Origin of the sequence: Pseudomonas sp. B7(2017), assembly GCF_002112745.1 — a bacterium.
Lineage (GTDB): Bacteria > Pseudomonadota > Gammaproteobacteria > Pseudomonadales > Pseudomonadaceae > Aquipseudomonas > Aquipseudomonas ekonensis.
On sequence record NZ_NEIP01000005.1, the window covers coordinates 195,777 to 213,737 of the forward strand.

The window sequence follows — 17,961 nt, forward strand, 5'->3', positions numbered from 1 at the left end:
GCATTCAACCCGGATCCCCTGTGGGAGCCAGCCTGCTGGCGATGAGGCTGGCACAGCTGACAGCTTCACCGCCTGACACACTGTCATCGCTGGCAAGCCAGCTCCCACAGGGTTTGGGTTCAACCCTGCATCCGAGAACGCCTCAGGCCGGCACCACCGCCTCGCCGATCCCCAGGAACCGGCACAGCTCATCGCGCTTGGCCAACGCATCGCGCCGCCCCAGGTCGATCAGCTCGCTGCAGTACCCCGCCTCGAACAACAGATAGCTCAGCACCCCCGCCCCGCTGGTCTTGGTCGCGCCCGGCCCGCGCAGGAACACCCGCAACGCCGCCGGCAGCTCCTGACGGTGCCGCGCCGCGATTTCGTCGATCGGCTGGCTGGGCGAAATCACCAGCACCTCCACCGGCGCCGCGCCCAACGCCCGGGTCGGCGTGCCGTCGGGCAGCAGATGGCTGAACTGGTTCAGGCGCTGGAGCAGTTCGATGTCGCTTTCCAGGCTGTCGATGAACGTGCTGTTGAGCATGTGCCCGCCGATCTGCGCCAGCGTCGGCTGCTGGCCGGTGTAGGTGCGTTCCAGCGGCTGCTGCGGATCGACGCCGCGCGGGTTGCCGCTCACGCCCACCACCAGCACCCGGCTCGCCCCCAGGTGCAGCGCCGGGCTGATCGGCGCCGACTGCCGCACCGCGCCGTCGCCGAAGAACTCGGCGCCGATCTTCACCGGGGCGAACAGCAGCGGGATCGCCGAACTGGCCAGCAGATGGTCCACCGACAATTGGGTCGGCACGCCGATGCGCCGGTGCCGCAGCCACGCATCGATGGCGCCGCCGCCCTGATAGAACGTGACGGCCTGGCCGGACTCGTAGCCGAACGCCGTCACCGCTACCGCATGCAGCTGTTTGCGGGCGATGGACTCGGCGATGCCGGGCATGTGCAGCTTGTCGTGCAGCAGCGAGCGCAGCGGCGAACTGTTGAGCAACGCCACCGGCACCCGCCGGCCCAGGCCCAGCAGGCTGTGGAACACGAACCGGGCGGCCTGGCGGATCACCCCCGGCCAGTCGCTGCGCAGCACCCGGTGGCTGCGGAACCCTTGCCAGAACTGGGTGAGACGCTCGACGGCGGCGCGAAAATCCGTGGCGCCGCTGGCCAGGCTGACCGCGTTGATCGCCCCGGCGGACGTGCCGACGATCACCGGGAACGGGTTGTCCGCCCCCGGCGGCAGCAATTCGGCGATGGCTGCCAGCACCCCGACCTGATAGGCCGCCCGAGCCCCGCCGCCGGAAAGAATCAAACCTGTGACCGGTTCAGCTGGGCTCATCGCAACGCTCCGTGGTGCCTTAAGGGAAAGGGAACATCAACCGCGCTTGGCGTACAGCTTCGGCTCGCCCGGCGGACGGCTCTTGAAGCGCCGGTGGGCCCACAGGTATTGCTCGGGGCAATCGCGCAGCACGCCTTCGACCCACTGGTTGATGCGGATGCAGTCGGCCTCTTCGGTCTCGCCGGGGAAATCCTCCAGCGGGGCGTGGATCACCAGCCGGTAGCCGCTGCCGTCGGCCAAGCGTTCCTGGGTGAACGGCACCACCAGCGCCTTGCCCAGCCGGGCGAATTTGGTGGTGGCGGTAACGGTCGCCGCCTGAATGCCGAACAGCGGCACGAAAATGCTTTGCTTGGCGCCGTAGTCCTGGTCCGGCGCATACCAGATCGCCCGGCCCGAACGCAGCAGTTTGAGCATGCCGCGTACGTCGTCGCGTTCCACCGCCAGCGAATCGAGGTTGTGCCGTTCGCGGCCGCGACGCTGGACGAAATCGAACAGCGCGTTCTTGTGCTCGCGGTACATGCCGTCGATGGTGTGCTGCTGGCCGAGCAGCGCCGCGCCGATCTCAAGCGTGGTGAAGTGCGCGGCCATCAGGATCACGCCCTTGCCCTCGCGCTGGGCCTTCTGCAGGTGCTCCAGCCCCTCGACATGGGCCAGCTTGGCCAGGCGCTGGCGCGACCACCACCAGCTCATCGCCATTTCAAAGAAGGCGATGCCGGTGGAGGCGAAGTTCTCCTTGAGCAGGCGCTTGCGCTCGGCGGCGGACTTCTCCGGGAAGCACAGTTCCAGGTTGCGCTTGGCGATGCGCCGCCGGTCGCCGGCCAGGCGATACATCACGGCACCGAGAAACCGACCGATGGCCAGCAAGGCGGGGTACGGCAGCTGCACGATCAGCCACAAGAGCCCCAAGCCGCACCAGAGCGGCCAGAAGCGCGGGGAAAGAAAGGCGGTTCGAAAACGCGGGCGTTCCATTAAAGCTTCCGTCAATGCAGTGGCCGCGCATTCTACATCGTTCGACCCGGCTTGCGGCTGGCCGGCGTTCTCGTTATAAGTCTCGGCACTTTTAGTGACAAGCCGTTGTATCCCGACATGAGCCAAACCGAACCGCTAGACCAGGATCCCGTGTTCCAGTTGAAGGGCAGCATGCTGGCCATCACCGTGCTGGAGCTGTCCCGCAACGACCTCGACAGCCTCGACCGGCAACTGGCGGCCAAAGTGGCCCAGGCCCCGAACTTCTTCAGCAACGCGCCGCTGGTCCTGGCCTTGGACAAACTGCCGCCGGGCGAAGGCGCGGTCGACCTGCCGGGACTGATGCGCGTGTGCCGCCAGCACGGCCTGCGCACCCTGGCGATCCGCGCCAGCCGCATCGAGGACATCGCCGCCGCCATCGCCATCGACATCCCGGTGCTGCCGCCGTCCGGCGCCCGCGAGCGGCCGCTGGAGGCGCCTGAGCCAGAGGTGAAGAAACAACCGGAAAAGGCGCCGGAACCGACCGTCAAGCCGACCCGCGTCATCACCTCGCCAGTACGTGGCGGCCAGCAGATCTACGCCCAGGGCGGCGATCTGGTGGTGGTCTCCTCGGTCAGCCCCGGGGCGGAACTTCTGGCCGACGGCAACATCCATGTATACGGCCCGATGCGCGGACGTGCGCTGGCCGGCGTCAAGGGCGACACCAAGGCGAGGATTTTCTGTCAGCAATTGAGCGCTGAACTGATCTCCATCGCGGGCCATTACAAGGTTTCCGAAGATTTGCGCCGCGACCCGCTGTGGGGCGCCGGCGTGCAGGTCAGCCTGTCGGGCGACGTGTTGAACATCATTCGGCTTTAACGGATACTGCCGCATTTTCCAAGCATCTCTGAAACATAGCGAAAACGGCTCAAACGAAGTAGGAAAAAGGCCAAAAGCCGAATTCCAGCCAAGGCTGTCCGACTGCATTAGTTTTCAAGAGATGTTTTTCAGGGGCTGAACAGTCCTTCTTCCTTAGGGGTGAAACACCTTGGCCAAGATTCTCGTGGTTACATCCGGCAAGGGTGGTGTGGGTAAGACCACCACCAGCGCCGCTATCGGTACCGGCCTCGCACTGCGCGGGCACAAAACAGTCATCGTCGACTTCGACGTGGGCCTGCGTAACCTCGACCTGATCATGGGTTGCGAGCGTCGCGTGGTGTACGACTTCGTCAACGTGGTCAACGGCGAAGCCAACCTGCAGCAAGCCCTGATCAAGGACAAGCGCCTGGAGAACCTGTACGTGCTGGCCGCCAGCCAGACCCGTGACAAGGACGCGCTGACCCAGGAAGGCGTGGAAAAGGTCCTGATGGAACTCAAGGACCAATTCGACTTCGTGGTCTGCGACTCCCCGGCGGGCATCGAGAAAGGCGCGCACCTGGCCATGTACTTCGCTGACGAAGCGATCGTCGTGACCAACCCTGAGGTTTCCTCGGTGCGCGACTCCGACCGCATGCTGGGCCTGCTGGCCAGCAAGTCGCGCCGCGCCGAAAAAGGCGAAGAGCCGATCCAGGAACACCTGCTGATCACCCGCTACCACCCGGAGCGTGTCGAGAAGGGCGAAATGCTCGGCGTCGAAGACGTCAAGGAAATCCTCGCCGTCCGCCTGCTGGGCGTCATTCCGGAATCCCAGGCCGTGCTCAAGGCCTCCAACCAGGGCGTCCCGGTCATCCTCGACGACCAGAGCGATGCCGGCCAGGCCTACAGCGACACCGTCGACCGTCTGCTGGGCAAGGAAAAAGAACACCGGTTCCTCAATGTCGAGAAGAAGGGATTCTTCGAGCGTCTGTTTGGAGGTAGGTAATGAACCTTTTTGACTTCTTTCGTGCCAACAAGAAGCCCAGCACCGCCTCGGTAGCGAAAGAGCGTCTACAGATCATCGTGGCGCATGAACGCGGCCAGCGCAGCACCCCCGACTACCTGCCGTCCCTGCAGAAGGAACTGGTGGAAGTGATCCGCAAGTACGTCAACATCGGCAACGACGACGTGCACGTGGCGCTGGAAAGCCAGGGCAGCTGCTCGATCCTGGAACTCAACATCACCCTGCCAGACCGCTGATCCGGCCTGGCGGGAACGACGGCGGCTTCAGGCCCTTCCAGCGATGGAACGGCCTGAAGCCGCCGTCGGCATTTGTCACGAGACTGTTTTAATGCCGCTGTCCAACATCCGCATCATCCATCAGGACGCCGCCATTCTGGTGGTCGACAAGCCCACCCTGCTGCTCTCGGTGCCCGGCCGGGCCGAGGACAACAAGGATTGCCTGATCACCCGCCTGCAGGAAAACGGCTACCCGGAAGCGCGAATCGTCCATCGGCTGGATTGGGAAACGTCCGGCATCATCCTGCTGGCCCGCGACCCCGACACCCACCGCGAACTGTCGCGCCAGTTCCACGACCGGGAAACCGAAAAGGCCTACACCGCCTTGTGCTGGGGCCAACCGGAACTGGACAGCGGCAGCATCGACCTGCCCCTGCGCTACGACCCGCCGACCAAGCCGCGCCACGTCGTGGACCACGAGTTCGGCAAGCACGCCCTGACCTTCTGGCGCGTGCTGGAGCGTTGCGGCGACTGGTGCCGCGTCGAGCTGACGCCGATCACCGGCCGTTCGCACCAGTTGCGCGTGCACATGCTGTCCATCGGGCATCCGCTGCTGGGCGACGGGCTCTATGCCCATCCGCAGGCCCTGGCGGCCTGGCCGCGCCTGTGCCTTCACGCCAGCATGCTCAGCTTCACCCACCCCCAGTCCGGCGAACGCTTGCGCTTCGAGTGCCCGGCGCCGTTCTGAGCACTGCCCAGAGGGGCAGTCGCCTGTATTGAGACAAGGATTTTTGTTCCGGATGAGCGGTATCGATTCCCTGGCAACACCCGTCAAGAAAACCCGTCACCAGCTGCTTTACCTGATCTACGGCAACCAGGATGTGTACCGGCGCGAAGCCAAGTTCAGCATCCTCACCGCCCTGTCCCAGGCCAAGAACGGCAAGCGCCCGGCGATCCGGATCCTCACCGACCGGCCGCAGGACTATGCCGGCTGGCCGGTGGACACCATTCTGCTGGACGAACAGACCCTGACCCGCTGGCAAGGCAGCCACGGCTACCACCACCGGCGCAAGGCCTGTGCGATCGCCGCCGGCCTGCAACTGGCGCAGAAGACCCTGTTCGTCGACACCGACACGCTGTTCACCAGCGACCCCAACCGGCTGTTCCAGCACATCACCCCCGGCCAATCGGTGATGGACCGCTTCGAGTACGACTGGAAAGACGTGCACCAGCGCCAGGACTACCTCAAGCTCGCCCGCGACCTCGTTGCCCACGGCGTGACGCCCGACAACGGCTTCAAGCTCTACAACAGCGGACTGTGCGGGGTCACCGACAGCGACTCGGCGCTGTTCGAGGAATCGATCCGCCTGATCGACGAATGGACCGCCGGCGGCTTCGAGATCCACACCATCGAGCAGATCGCCTTGTCGTACGCCATGCGCAAGCGTCCGGTGGTGGAGGCGCGCAAGCACATCTACCACTACTTCGCGGAGAAGCGTTTCTTCCATGCGATGCAGGCGTACTTCTTCTCCCAGCACGGCGAAGCGTTCAGCCAGCGCCTGGTGGACCTGTGCACCGACGTGCCGCGGGCCAAGCCGTTCCCGTCGGCCTGGCAGCGCCTGAAGATCAAATGGAAACTGCGCAACCAGAGCGGCACCCTGCGCAAGGTCGGCCGCGACCTTTTGTACGGCAGCGCCGCGCCGGACCATCCGTACTACACCGCTTGCCGCCATGAGTGGTGGGAATGCGCCTCGCGGGAGATCCTGCGCTGGGACGAAAGCCGCCGGAAAAAGCTGCTGGACCATCCCCGCTGGCCGCAGCAACTGCCGCGTCCGGACAAGCCCGAAGACGAAAAGATCATCATGAGCTACCTGAAGAAACGGGTGTCGGCGGCCCGCTGAGGCACCTCTCCGGCTCCGCGACGCCTTGGCTGACGCCATCGCCGGCAGGCCAGCTCCCCACAGTTATCGCAGATCACCGAAGACCACTGTGGGAGCGGGCTTGCCCGCGAAAGGGCCGGCCCCGGCAACACCCTCCTGCCGGCCGCCCTTCTGTGGGAGCCAGCCTGCTGGCGATGGCGCCGGCCCAGGCACCGCAAGACCGGACCAAGACAGTAGCGCCCGCATGTCCCCAGCCTCGGACCGATGGGTTAAACTCCCGCCCATCGCTGTCTGGAGCCTCCTATGCGCGAAGAGTTGAACCAAGGCCTGATCGACTTCCTCAAGGCCTCACCTACCCCGTTCCACGCCACCGCCAGCCTTGCCCAACGCCTGGAGGCCGCCGGTTATGTGCGCCTCGACGAGCGCGAGCCGTGGCACACCGAAGCCAACGGCCGTTACTACGTCACCCGTAACGACTCCTCGATCATCGCCATCAAGATGGGCCGCCACTCGCCGCTCCACGACGGTATCCGCCTGGTCGGCGCCCACACCGACAGCCCGTGCCTGCGGGTCAAGCCGCAACCGGAACTGCAGCGCCAGGGCTTCTGGCAACTGGGCGTCGAAGTCTACGGCGGCGCGCTGCTGGCGCCATGGTTCGACCGCGACCTGTCGCTGGCCGGCCGCGTCACCTTCCGCCGCGACGGCAAGGTCGAAAGCCAACTGATCGACTTCAAGGCACCGATCGCGATCATCCCCAACCTTGCGATCCACCTCAACCGCGAAGCCAACCAGGGCTGGGCGATCAACGCACAGACCGAGCTGCCGCCGGTGCTGGCGCAGTTCGCCGGCGACGAGCGCGTGGACTTCCGCGCCGTGCTCACCGACCAGCTGGCCCGCGAGCACGGCCTCAACGCCGATGTGGTGCTCGACTACGAGCTGAGCTTCTACGACACCCAGAGCGCCGCCGTCATCGGCCTGCACGGCGACTTCATCGCCGGCGCCCGCCTGGACAACCTGCTGTCGTGCTACGCCGGCCTGCAGGCCCTGCTCAACGCCGACACCGAAGAGACCTGCGTGCTGGTGTGCAACGACCATGAAGAGGTCGGCTCCTGCTCGGCCTGCGGCGCCGACGGCCCGATGCTGGAGCAGACCCTGCGCCGCCTGCTGCCCGAAGGCGACGAGTTCGTGCGCACCATCCAGAAATCCCTGCTGGTCTCGGCCGACAACGCCCACGGCGTGCACCCCAACTACGCCGAGAAGCACGACGGCAACCACGGCCCGAAACTCAACGCCGGCCCGGTGATCAAGGTCAACAACAACCAGCGCTACGCCACCAACAGCGAAACCGCCGGGTTCTTCCGCCACCTGTGCATGGCCGAAGAAGTGCCGGTGCAAAGCTTCGTGGTGCGCAGCGACATGGGCTGCGGCTCGACCATCGGCCCGATCACCGCCAGCCACCTGGGCGTGCGCACCGTCGACATCGGCCTGCCGACGTTCGCCATGCACTCGATCCGCGAACTGTGCGGCAGCCATGACCTGGCGCACCTGGTCAAGGTGCTGAGCGCGTTCTACGCCAGCCGCGAACTGCCGTAACCCTGCGAGAACATCGCCGGCAGACGGGCTCCCACATGGGCAATGCGTTCCAGTGTGGGAGCCAGCCTGCTGGCGATGGCTATCGAACAGACGCCGCCCCCGTCCGGAGCGGCCCGGTTCTGACCCGCATCACCCCCACCGGGCAAAATCCCACCTAGACTTGAACCATCCCCTTCGACAAGGCAGTCGCCATGATCTCGATGTCATCGTTCCACGCCATGCTCATTCCGATCCTGTCGGGCATGATCCTGCTCGCCATCGGCTTCAACTTCCGCGACAAGAACGCCGGCGTGTTCGCCATGTGGGTCGGCATGCTGATGATCCTGGCCACCGTGGTCTACAAGATCCTGGCCAAACTCAACGAATGAGCCGCGCTGCGCTCGCATTGGCTCCGGCGGGCTCGTACACTCGCCCGATCCGCCCCTTGCGAGGTTGACTGCCCCGTGTTCGCCCGTCTCTTCACCCTGCCCTGCCTGTTTCTCGTCTGCCTGATTTCCCTGATGCCGCTGGCGCCGGCCGAGGCGGTCGGCCTGCCGGGCATCCTCAACGGCGCGAACAAGGCTCAGCCCGAAGCCCAGGAACCGCTGGGCCAGTCGCTGGACGAGGTCATCAAGTCGCTGGAGAACGATCAGCAGCGCGCCCGCCTGCTGGCGGATCTGAAGAAACTGCGCGACGCCACCCAAAAGGCCCAGGCCACCCCGGAAGAAGGCGTGCTGGGCCTGATCGGCGGCACCCTGGCCAACTTCGAAAAGCAGTTTTCCGGCGCCGACAGCCCGCTCAGCCGCTGGCTCGCCGAATTCGACCAGGCCCAGGACGAACTGGCCGCCCTGATGGTGCCCGCCAGCGAGTGGGTGCCGATCGTCTTCGCCTTCGCCGTGATCCTCGCGGTCTGGAGCCTGCTCGCCGCCGCGCTGATCTGGCTCGGGCACCGGGTGCGCCTGCGCTTCGGCCTCACCGAGGAACTGCCGCAACACCCCAAGGCCCTCGACATGCTGCGCTTCGCCCTGCGCAAGCTCGGGCCATGGATGATCGCGCTGGTGATGACCGTCTACATGAGTTACGCCCTGCCGTCGTCGCTGGGCAAGAGCCTGGCGATGGTGCTGGCCTATGCCTTGGTGGTGGGCACCTGTTTCTCGGCGATCTGCGTGATCGCCTTTTCCCTGCTCGACGGGCCGCACCGCCACCGCGCGCTGTACATCCTGCGGCACCAGGCGTTCCGCCCGCTGTGGCTGATCGGCAGCTTCGCCGCGTTCGGCGAGGCCCTGAACGATCCGCGCCTGATCGCCAGCCTCGGCGTGCACCTGGCGCACACCGCCGCCACGGTCGCCAACGTACTCGCCGCCCTGTTCACCGCGCTGTTCATCCTGCGCTTCCGGCGGCCCATCGCCCATCTGATCCGCAACCAGCCGCTGTCCCGCCGCCTGACCCGCCGCGCCCTCAGCGACACCATCGAGATCCTGGGCACGTTCTGGTACGTCCCGGCGCTGGTGCTGGTCGGCATTTCGCTGTTCGCCACGTTCATTTCCGCCGGCGACACCAGCACCGCGTTGCGCCAGTCGCTGATCTGCACCGTGCTGCTGGTGCTGTGCATGGTCATCAACGGTCTGGTGCGTCGCCATGCGCTCAAGCCGCAGCGCGGGCCGAAGCGCCACGCGTTCTATTCCGAACGCCTCAAAGCCTTTTTCTACACCCTCGCCCACCTGGCGGTATGGCTGGCGTTCATCGAGCTGGGCCTGCGGGTGTGGGGCAAGTCGCTGATCGGCTTCACCGAAGGCGAAGGCCACGACGTCAGCGTCAAGCTGTTCAGCCTGATCGGCACCCTGATCTTCGCCTGGCTGATCTGGATCCTCAGCGACACCGCCGTGCACCACGCCCTCACCCGCTCGCGCAAGGGCCTGGCCAACACCCGGGCGCAGACGATGATGCCGCTGATCCGCAACGTGCTGTTCGTGGCGATCTTCATCGTGGCCCTGATCGTCGCCCTGGCCAACATGGGCATGAACGTCACGCCGCTGCTGGCCGGTGCGGGCGTGATCGGCCTGGCCATCGGCTTCGGTGCGCAGTCGCTGGTGGCGGACCTGATCACCGGGCTGTTCATCATCATCGAAGATTCGCTGGCCATCGACGACTACGTGGACGTCGGCGGCCACCTGGGCACCGTCGAAGGGCTGACCATCCGCACCGTGCGCCTGCGGGACATCGACGGCATCGTGCACACCATCCCGTTCAGCGAAATCAAGAGCATCAAGAACTACTCCCGTGAGTTCGGCTACGCGATCTTCCGGGTCGCGGTGCCGTACAACATGGACATCGACGAGGCGATGAAGCTGATGCGCGAGGTCGGCCAGAAGATGCGCACCGATCCCCTGCAGCGCCGCAACATCTGGTCGCCGCTGGAGTTTCAGGGAGTGGAGAGTTTCGAGTCCGGCAACGCGATCCTGCGGGCGCGCTTCAAGACCGCGCCGATCAAGCAGTGGGAGGTTTCGCGGGCGTTCAACCTGTCGCTCAAGCGCCACCTGGACGAAGCCGGGCTGGACCTGGCGACGCCGCGCATGAGCGTGCAGGTGGTGACGGCCGGCGGTGGAGAGCCGAAACCGGAGTGACCGTCATCGCAAGCAGGCTCACTCCCCGCACTCCCCCCGAATCCCTGTGGGAGCCAGCCTGCTGTCGATGACGTAGGCAGGCGCACCGATCCAGTCACGGCCAGCCAACAGCTCAGAACACGTCGACGCCGACATGGATCGCGTCATGCCGCCAGAACTCCAGGTCGCAGTCGATCAGCCGCTCGTGCTGATCGTAGTTGACCCGGGCGATCCGCAAGCCCGGACTGCCCACCGACACCCGCAGCGCCGCCGCGGCATCCACCGACAGCGAGGTCGGCACGATCTCGAACCGCACCCGGCCGTAGTGCAGGTCGTAGTTGCGCGCGTACAGCTCGGTGATCGACTGGTTCAGGTCGCAGTCCAGGATGCCCGGGAAATACTGCGGGTTCAGGTAGTGCTCCACATACAGCACCAGCCGCCCGTCGATGCGCCGCGACCGGCAGATCTGGATCACGCTCGACAGCGCCGGCAACTGCAGCCAGGCGCACACCGCCGCCGACGCCGGCTGCAGCCGCGCCGAAATCACCTCGGTCGACGGCACCCGCCCCTGGGCGCTGACCATCGCGTGAAAGTGGCTGCGCTGCATCAGGTTGTACGCCAGGCGCGGCGGTGACACGAACCAGCCACGGCGCTCCTCGCGGTAGATCTGCCCTTGGGCCTCCAGCTGCAGCAACGCCTCGCGCACCGTGATCCGGGTGGTGCCGAACAGCTCGCTGAGCTTGCGCTCGGCCGGCAGCTTGCTGCCGGGCGCCAGCAGGCCGTGGTTCATCTGCTCCTGAAGGATCAGGCAAATGGCTGTCACCGCTTTTGTTGCCTCATCGCGCATCAACGTTACCTATCTGGACTAGACCAGCACTGTTTCGGGGCAGAACCGCGCTGCAAAACCGGCTCATCACTGAACACAAAGCCTAGGCAGCGCAGATGACCGGGAGATGACAAAACCGCCCGACGGTCACGCTCACAGCCTGCAATACATCGGCCAAGTCCTTTACGGACCGGGCTCCGGCCATGGTCTACGCTTACCGGGCAGCCTGCGACGGCCCGCAGAAAAAAGCGCCGCCGGACAGTCGCCGACATCAAAGTGTCATCCAGCCCCCTTAGATTGGCTCAGGTATTGCTGACCTAGACCAACACACACCGCAATCGCAGCGTTGAACACGACCCAAGGAGCTTCGGAATGAAACAGTTTTTCCTGGCATCACTGTTAGGCTCGACCATTGCAATGTGCACCGCCGCCATGGCGGCCGACGACCTGAAAACCCTGGAAGCCGCTGCGAAAGCGGAAGGCGCCGTCAACAGCGTGGGCATGCCCGACGACTGGGCCAACTGGAAAGGCACCTGGGAAGACCTGGCCAAGAACTACGGCCTCAAGCACGTCGACACCGACATGAGCTCGGCCCAGGAAATCGCCAAGTTCGCCGCCGAGAAAGACAACGCCACCGCCGACATCGGCGACGTCGGCGCGGCCTTCGGCCCGATCGCGGTCAAGCAAGGCGTGGTGCAGCCGTACAAGCCGAGCACCTGGGAGCAGGTGCCTGCCTGGGCCAAGGACAAGGACGGCAACTGGGCGCTGGCCTACACCGGCACCATCGCCTTCATCGTCAACAAGAAGCTGCTGCACGGCTCCGAAGTGCCGACCAAATGGGCCGACCTCAAGGGCGGCAAGTACAAGGTCTCCATCGGTGACGTGAGCACCGCCGCGCAAGCCGCCAACGGCGTGCTGGCCGCCGCGCTGGCCAACGGCGGCGACGAGAAGAACCTGCAGCCGGCGCTGCTGCTGTTCGCCGACATCGCCAAGCAGGGTCGCCTGTCGATGTCCAACCCGACCATCTCCACCATCGAGAAGGGTGAAGTGGAAGTCGGCGTGGTCTGGGACTTCAACGGCCTGAGCTACAAGGCCAAGATGGCCAACCCGGATGACTTCGTGGTGCTGATCCCGTCCGACGGCTCGGTGATCTCCGGCTACACCACCATCATCAACAAGTACGCGAAGAACCCGAACGCGGCCAAGCTGACCCGCGAATACATCTTCAGCGACGCCGGCCAGATCAACCTGGCCCGCGGCAACGCCCGTCCGATCCGCGCCGAGCACCTGACCCTGCCGGAAGACGTGAAGGCCAAGCTGCTGCCGAACGAGCAGTACAAGAAGGTCACCCCGATCAAGGACGCCGATGCGTGGGAGAAGACCTCCAAGGCCCTGCCGCAGAAGTGGAACGAAGAAGTCATCGTCGAGATGAAGTAAGCCGATAGATCCCCACTGGGTCTGGCACAAAACCCTGTGGGAGCGGGCTTGCTCGCTCCCACAGGATCCGTATCGATTTCGAGTTTCCCGTTCTTATTGTTTCGCGGAGTTTCTGCCCCTATGAAGCACAACGTCATCCTTGTCGTGCTCGACGGCCTCAGCCACGAGGTCGCCCGTCACGCCATGGGGCATCTGCAAGCTTATGTCGGCGCAGGACGCGCCGCGCTCCATCAACTGGAGTGCGAGCTTCCGGCCCTGTCCCGACCGCTGTACGAATGCATCCTCACCGGCGTGCCGCCGATCGACAGCGGCATCGTCCACAACAACGTCTCGCGCCTGTCCAACCAGCGCAGCATCTACCACTACGCCAGGGACGCCGGCCTGACCACCGCTGCCGCGGCCTACCACTGGGTCAGCGAGCTGTACAACCGCTCACCGTTCGTGGCGGCGCGCGACCGTCACACCGACGACCCGGCCCTGCCGATCCAGCACGGCCACTTCTACTGGAACGACCACTACCCGGACTCGCACCTGTTCGCCGACGCCGAGCACCTGCGCCTGCGCCACCGCCCGAACTTTCTGCTGATCCATCCGATGAACATCGACGACGCCGGCCACAAGCACGGCCTCGACTCGCCCCAGTACCGCAACAGCGCCCGCAGCGCCGACATCATCCTCGCCGACTACCTGCAAGGCTGGCTCGACGCCGGCTACCAGGTGCTGGTGACCGCCGACCACGGCATGAACAACGACCGCTCGCACAACGGCCTGCTGCCGGAGGAGCGCCGGGTGCCGCTGTTCGTGCTGGGCGACGCCTTCAGCCTGGATCCGGGCGCCCGGCCGAAGCAGACCGACCTGTGCGGCACCGTCTGCGAACTGCTCGGCGTGCCCCACGACAAACCCGTCTGCCGGGAGCTGCTCAAGTGAATCCGATGACCCGCAGCAAATGGCTGGCCGCCCTGTGCCTGGTGCCTTTCGCCCTGTTCTTCATGGTGTTCGAGATCGCACCGCTGGCCTGGGTGATGATCAACAGCCTGCAATCGGAGGAGTCCGGCTGGGGCCTGGCCAACTTCACCAGGATCTTCAGCTCCAAGTTCTACCTGCAGGCGATCCAGTACAGCCTGGAGATCAGTTTCTGGTCGAGCGTGTTCGGCATCCTCATTGCGGTGCTGGGCGCGTACTCGCTGCGCCGGGTCGACAGCAAACTGCGCAACTTCGTCAACGCCTTCGCCAACATGACCAGCAACTTCGCCGGCGTGCCCCTGGCCTTCGCGTTCATCATCCTGCTGGGCTTCAACGGCAGCTTCACGATCATGCTGAAGCAGGCCGGGATCATCCAGGACTTCAACCTGTACTCCAAGACCGGGCTGATCATCCTCTACACCTACTTCCAGATCCCCCTCGGCGTGCTGCTGCTCTATCCGGCCTTCGATGCGCTGCGCGAAGACTGGCGCGAGTCCGCCGCGCTGCTCGGCGCCAGCGGCTGGCAGTTCTGGCGCCACATCGGCCTGCCGGTGCTGACCCCGGCGCTGCTGGGCACCTTCGTGATCCTGCTGGCCAACGCCCTGGGCGCCTACGCCACGGTCTACGCGCTGACCACCGGCAACTTCAACGTGCTGCCGATCCGCATCGCGGCGATGGTCTCCGGCGACATCTCGCTCGACCCGAACCTGGCCAGCGCCCTGGCCGTGGTGCTGGTCGTCCTGATGACCCTGGTGACCGTCGTGCATCAACTGCTGCTCAAGAGGAGCTACCATGTCTCGCGCTGAATCCGGCCCGGCCGGCCTCTACCACCGCGTCGTGGTCTGCCTGCTGTTCGCCATTCTGCTGCTGCCGCTGGCGGGCACGCTGGTCTACTCGATCGCCAGCAGTTGGTCGGCCACCGTGCTGCCCAGCGGCTTCACCTTCAAGTGGTACATCCAGCTGTGGAGCGATCCGCGCTTCCTGCACGCCTTCGGCCAGTCGCTGCTGGTGTGCGTGGGCGCGCTGGCGCTGTCGGTGGTGCTGATCCTGCCGCTGCTGTTCGTGGTGCACTACCACTTCCCCAAGCTCGACGCGCTGATGAACATCCTGATCCTGCTGCCCTTCGCGGTGCCGCCGGTGGTGTCGTCGGTGGGGCTGCTGCAGCTCTACGGCTCCGGGCCGCTGGCGATGGTCGGCACGCCGTGGATCCTGATCGGCTGCTACTTCACCGTGGCGCTGCCGTTCATGTACCGGGCGATCACCAACAACCTGCAGGCGATCAACCTGCGCGACCTGATGGACGCCGCCCAACTGCTCGGCGCCAGCACCTGGCAGGCGGCGTTCCTGGTGGTGCTGCCGAACCTGCGCAAGGGCTTGATGGTGGCGTTGCTGCTGTCGTTCTCGTTCCTGTTCGGCGAGTTCGTGTTCGCCAACATCCTGGTCGGCACCCGCTACGAAACCCTGCAGGTGTACCTGAACAACATGCGCAACAGCAGCGGCCACTTCACCAGTGCGCTGGTGATCTCCTACTTCTTTTTCGTGCTGGTCCTGACCTGGGTCGCCAACATCTTGAACAAGGACAAAAGCCAATGAGCTATGTCAGCGTCCAACATCTGCAGAAGCACTACGCGGGCACCACGGTGTTCAGCGACATCAACTGCGAAATCAACAAGGGCGAGTTCGTCACCCTGCTCGGCCCGTCCGGCTGCGGCAAGTCCACCCTGCTGCGCTGCATCGCCGGCCTGACGCCGGTGGACGGCGGCAAGATCCTGCTCGACGGCGTCGACATCGTGCCGCTGAGCCCGCAGAAGCGCGGGATCGGCATGGTGTTCCAGAGCTACGCGCTGTTCCCCAACATGACCGTGGAGCAGAACGTGGCATTCGGCCTGCGCATGCAGAAGGTCAACGCCGACGACAGCCACAAGCGCGTGGCCGAAGCGCTGAAACTGGTGGAGCTGAACGACTTCGCCGGCCGCTACCCCCATCAGTTGTCCGGCGGCCAGTGCCAGCGCGTGGCCCTCGCCCGCTCCCTGGTCACCCGGCCCCGCCTGCTGTTGCTGGACGAACCGCTGTCAGCCCTCGATGCGCGGATCCGCAAGCACCTGCGCGAGCAGATCCGGCAGATCCAGCGCGAACTCGGCCTGACCACGATCTTCGTCACCCACGACCAGGAAGAAGCGCTGACCATGTCCGACCGGATTTTCCTGATGAACCAGGGAAAGATCGTACAGAGCGGCGATGCCGAAACCCTGTACACCGCCCCGGTGGACGTGTTCGCCGCCGGCTTCATCGGCAACTACAACCTGCTGGACGCCGACAGCGCCTCGAAGCTGCTGCAGCGCCCGGTCCACCACCGCATCGCCATCCGCCCGGAAGCCATCGAACTGCGCGTGGACGGCGAGCCCGACGCGCAGATCCGCAGCCACAGCCTGCTGGGCAACGTGATCCGCTACCGGGTCGAGGCCCGGGGCGTGGAACTGGTGGTGGACGTGCTCAACCGTTCGGCGGCCGATCTGCACCCCGACGGCCGCCGCCTCAAGCTTTCCATCGATCCGACGGCCCTGCGTGAGGTAGCCTGATGACTTTGCTGACGTTGAAGAGAGAACCGCACTGATGGCCCTGGCAATTTTTGATCTGGACGAAACCCTGATCCACGGCGACTGCGCCTCCCTCTGGAGCGAGCAGATGGGACGGCTGGGCTGGGTCGATCCCGAGTCGTTCATGCGCAGGAACAACGAACTGATGGACGCCTACAGCCATGGCAAGCTGCGCATGGAGGACTACATGGCGTTCAGCCTTGAGCCGCTGATCGGCCGCACCCCGGCGGAGGTGGAACACCTGGTCGAACCGTGGGTGGAAGACTTCATCGAACCGATCATCTTCAGCGACGCGACCAAGGCCATCGCCGCCCACCGCAAGGCCGGCGACCGGATCCTGGTGATCTCGGCCTCGGGCACGCACCTGGTCAAGCCGATCGCCGAACGCCTGGGCATCGACGAAATCCTCGGCATCGAGCTGGAGGTCGCCCATGGCGTGTACAGCGGCCAGACCACCGGCATCCTGACCTACCGCGAAGGCAAGATCACCCGTCTGCTGGAGTGGCTGGACGCCGAAGAAGAGAACCTGGAGGGCGCAAGCTTCTATTCCGACTCGCGCAACGACCTGCCGCTGCTGCTGAAGGTGGACTACCCGCACATCGTGAACCCGGATCCGGTGCTGCGCGAACACGCCGAACAGGCCGGCTGGCCGATCCACCTCTGGACCTGACCGCCTCCTGCGGGAGCGTCGATCCGCACCGCCGCTCCCGCAGAATGTGCGGGCCGTCAGGCCAGGCTTTCGTCGATCAGCAGCACCACCTTCCCCGCCACCGTGTTGCTCGCCAGCTCCGCAAACGCCGCTTCGGCGTCCTTGGCCGCGAACGTCTTCGCCAACTGCGGGCTCAACCGTCCTTCGGCGAAGAGCGGCCAGACATGCTGGTTCAGGTCGGCGAACAGATCGGCCTTGAACCCGTCGTCGCGGCTGCGCAGGGTCGAGCCCAGCAACTGCACGCGCTTGCTCAGCACCTGGGCCAGATCCAGCTTCGCCTCGCGCCCGCCCATCAGGCCGATCAGCACCCAGCGGCCATCCTGCGCCAGCAGCTTGAGGTTCAGCGCCGAGTAATGGCCGCCCACCGGATCCAGGATCACATCGAACGGGCCGAAGTCCCGCAGGCTCTCCAGGTCATCGGTGCGCACCGCGCCGCCCTGGGCCCCCAGCGCTTCACAGTAGGACAGGCGCTCGGCCGAGCCGACGCTGACCCAGCACGGGTTGCCGAACGCCTTGCACAGCTGGATGGCGGCCGAACCGATGCCGCTGGCGCCGGCATGCAGCAAGACCTTCTCGCCCGGCTTGAGCGCCGCCAGCCGGAACACGTTCAGCCAGACAGTGGCGTAGACCTCGGGCAGCGCGGCGGCTTCGGCCAGCGACAGGCCCTCCGGCACCGCCAGCACGTGCCGCCCGTCGACGACCACTTCTTCGGCCATCCCGCCGCCGGCCAGCAGCGCGCACACCCGGTCGCCGACCTGCCAGGACGACCCCGCGCCGACTTCGCTGATCACCCCCGAACACTCAAGGCCGAGCGCCTGGCTCACCCCCGGCGGCGGCGGATAGAGCCCGGCTTTCTGCAACAGATCGGCGCGGTTGAGCCCCGCCGCCGCCACCCGGATGCGCACTTGCCCCGCATCGCACGCAGGACTCGGCTCATCTACCCATGCCACTTGACCGTCAACGCCTTGCAATGCCTTCACACTGCCTCCATAGTGAGTCTGGACTGAGCCCGAAGCTGTA

Annotated in this window: 18 protein-coding genes; 14 read left to right on the forward strand and 4 right to left on the reverse strand. The window is 65.5% G+C overall.

Annotated features, from left to right (window positions below; all coding sequences use genetic code 11):
- Window positions 1–142: 142 nt before the first annotated feature.
- Together CAG29_RS12180 and CAG29_RS12185 are read right to left on the reverse strand one after the other, a co-directional pair.
- Window positions 143–1,315, reverse strand: coding sequence for a patatin-like phospholipase family protein (locus CAG29_RS12180; RefSeq protein WP_085577674.1), 1,173 nt, complete (start codon window positions 1,313–1,315; stop codon window positions 143–145).
- Between the two features lie 36 nt (window positions 1,316–1,351).
- Entirely contained in the window at window positions 1,352–2,284 is a 933-nt protein-coding gene (locus CAG29_RS12185; RefSeq protein WP_085577675.1) for a lipid A biosynthesis lauroyl acyltransferase, read from the reverse strand.
- Window positions 2,285–2,401: 117 nt separating this feature from the next.
- Between CAG29_RS12185 and minC the strand changes: the two genes are divergently transcribed.
- The 8 genes from minC to CAG29_RS12220 all read left to right on the forward strand — a co-directional run bounded on the left by minC (window position 2,402) and on the right by CAG29_RS12220 (window position 10,430).
- Window positions 2,402–3,139, forward strand: a complete 738-nt coding sequence (gene minC, locus CAG29_RS12190) for a septum site-determining protein MinC (RefSeq protein ID WP_085577885.1) — start codon at window positions 2,402–2,404, stop codon at window positions 3,137–3,139.
- A 169-nt stretch (window positions 3,140–3,308) separates the two neighbouring features.
- The gene (minD, locus tag CAG29_RS12195; RefSeq protein ID WP_085577676.1) at window positions 3,309–4,121 is read left to right on the forward strand and encodes a septum site-determining protein MinD; all 813 of its coding nucleotides are present in this window, start codon (window positions 3,309–3,311) and stop codon (window positions 4,119–4,121) included.
- Window positions 4,121–4,375, forward strand: coding sequence for a cell division topological specificity factor MinE (gene minE, locus CAG29_RS12200; protein WP_007960071.1), 255 nt, complete (start codon window positions 4,121–4,123; stop codon window positions 4,373–4,375). Before minD ends, minE begins: the two co-directional genes overlap by 1 nt.
- 91 nt (window positions 4,376–4,466) lie before the next feature.
- Window positions 4,467–5,102 carry an RluA family pseudouridine synthase gene (locus tag CAG29_RS12205; protein WP_085577677.1) on the forward strand — a complete coding sequence of 212 codons (636 nt, stop codon included), beginning with the start codon at window positions 4,467–4,469 and terminating at the stop codon, window positions 5,100–5,102.
- A gap of 52 nt (window positions 5,103–5,154) precedes the next feature.
- A complete protein-coding gene (locus tag CAG29_RS12210; protein ID WP_085577678.1) occupies window positions 5,155–6,255 on the forward strand; it encodes a hypothetical protein in 1,101 nt (366 codons plus the stop codon).
- Between the two features lie 282 nt (window positions 6,256–6,537).
- On the forward strand, window positions 6,538–7,827 hold the full coding sequence (locus CAG29_RS12215) for a M18 family aminopeptidase (protein ID WP_085577679.1): 1,290 nt from the start codon (window positions 6,538–6,540) through the stop codon (window positions 7,825–7,827).
- A 191-nt stretch (window positions 7,828–8,018) separates the two neighbouring features.
- The gene (locus CAG29_RS28505) at window positions 8,019–8,195 is read left to right on the forward strand and encodes a hypothetical protein (protein WP_007965354.1); all 177 of its coding nucleotides are present in this window, start codon (window positions 8,019–8,021) and stop codon (window positions 8,193–8,195) included.
- 75 nt (window positions 8,196–8,270) lie between these two features.
- Window positions 8,271–10,430 (forward strand): mechanosensitive ion channel family protein, encoded by a 2,160-nt coding sequence (locus CAG29_RS12220; RefSeq protein ID WP_085577680.1) that lies wholly within the window; start codon window positions 8,271–8,273, stop codon window positions 10,428–10,430.
- Window positions 10,431–10,542: 112 nt separating this feature from the next.
- Here CAG29_RS12220 and CAG29_RS12225 read toward each other — a convergent pair whose 3' ends face one another.
- Entirely contained in the window at window positions 10,543–11,256 is a 714-nt protein-coding gene (locus CAG29_RS12225) for a UTRA domain-containing protein (RefSeq protein ID WP_085577681.1), read from the reverse strand.
- Window positions 11,257–11,607: 351 nt separating this feature from the next.
- On the opposite strand from CAG29_RS12225, the gene CAG29_RS12230 reads away from it, so the two are divergent.
- The 6 genes from CAG29_RS12230 to CAG29_RS12255 all read left to right on the forward strand — a co-directional run bounded on the left by CAG29_RS12230 (window position 11,608) and on the right by CAG29_RS12255 (window position 16,902).
- Window positions 11,608–12,672, forward strand: coding sequence for an ABC transporter substrate-binding protein (locus CAG29_RS12230; protein ID WP_085577682.1), 1,065 nt, complete (start codon window positions 11,608–11,610; stop codon window positions 12,670–12,672).
- 120 nt (window positions 12,673–12,792) lie between these two features.
- The gene (locus CAG29_RS12235; RefSeq protein WP_085577683.1) at window positions 12,793–13,599 is read left to right on the forward strand and encodes an alkaline phosphatase family protein; all 807 of its coding nucleotides are present in this window, start codon (window positions 12,793–12,795) and stop codon (window positions 13,597–13,599) included.
- Window positions 13,600–13,604: 5 nt separating this feature from the next.
- Window positions 13,605–14,441, forward strand: a complete 837-nt coding sequence (locus CAG29_RS12240) for an ABC transporter permease subunit (RefSeq protein WP_170930369.1) — start codon at window positions 13,605–13,607, stop codon at window positions 14,439–14,441.
- Entirely contained in the window at window positions 14,428–15,228 is an 801-nt protein-coding gene (locus CAG29_RS12245; protein WP_085577685.1) for an ABC transporter permease, read from the forward strand. Before CAG29_RS12240 ends, CAG29_RS12245 begins: the two co-directional genes overlap by 14 nt.
- Window positions 15,225–16,214 (forward strand): ABC transporter ATP-binding protein, encoded by a 990-nt coding sequence (locus CAG29_RS12250; protein WP_085694580.1) that lies wholly within the window; start codon window positions 15,225–15,227, stop codon window positions 16,212–16,214. The genes CAG29_RS12245 and CAG29_RS12250 overlap by 4 nt, the downstream gene beginning before the upstream one ends.
- Before the next feature lie 34 nt (window positions 16,215–16,248).
- Window positions 16,249–16,902 carry an HAD family phosphatase gene (locus tag CAG29_RS12255; protein WP_085577687.1) on the forward strand — a complete coding sequence of 218 codons (654 nt, stop codon included), beginning with the start codon at window positions 16,249–16,251 and terminating at the stop codon, window positions 16,900–16,902.
- A 56-nt stretch (window positions 16,903–16,958) separates the two neighbouring features.
- On the opposite strand, the gene CAG29_RS12260 is transcribed toward CAG29_RS12255, so the two are convergent.
- Window positions 16,959–17,921 carry a zinc-binding dehydrogenase gene (locus CAG29_RS12260; RefSeq protein ID WP_085694582.1) on the reverse strand — a complete coding sequence of 321 codons (963 nt, stop codon included), beginning with the start codon at window positions 17,919–17,921 and terminating at the stop codon, window positions 16,959–16,961.
- Between the last annotated feature and the right edge of the window lie 40 nt (window positions 17,922–17,961).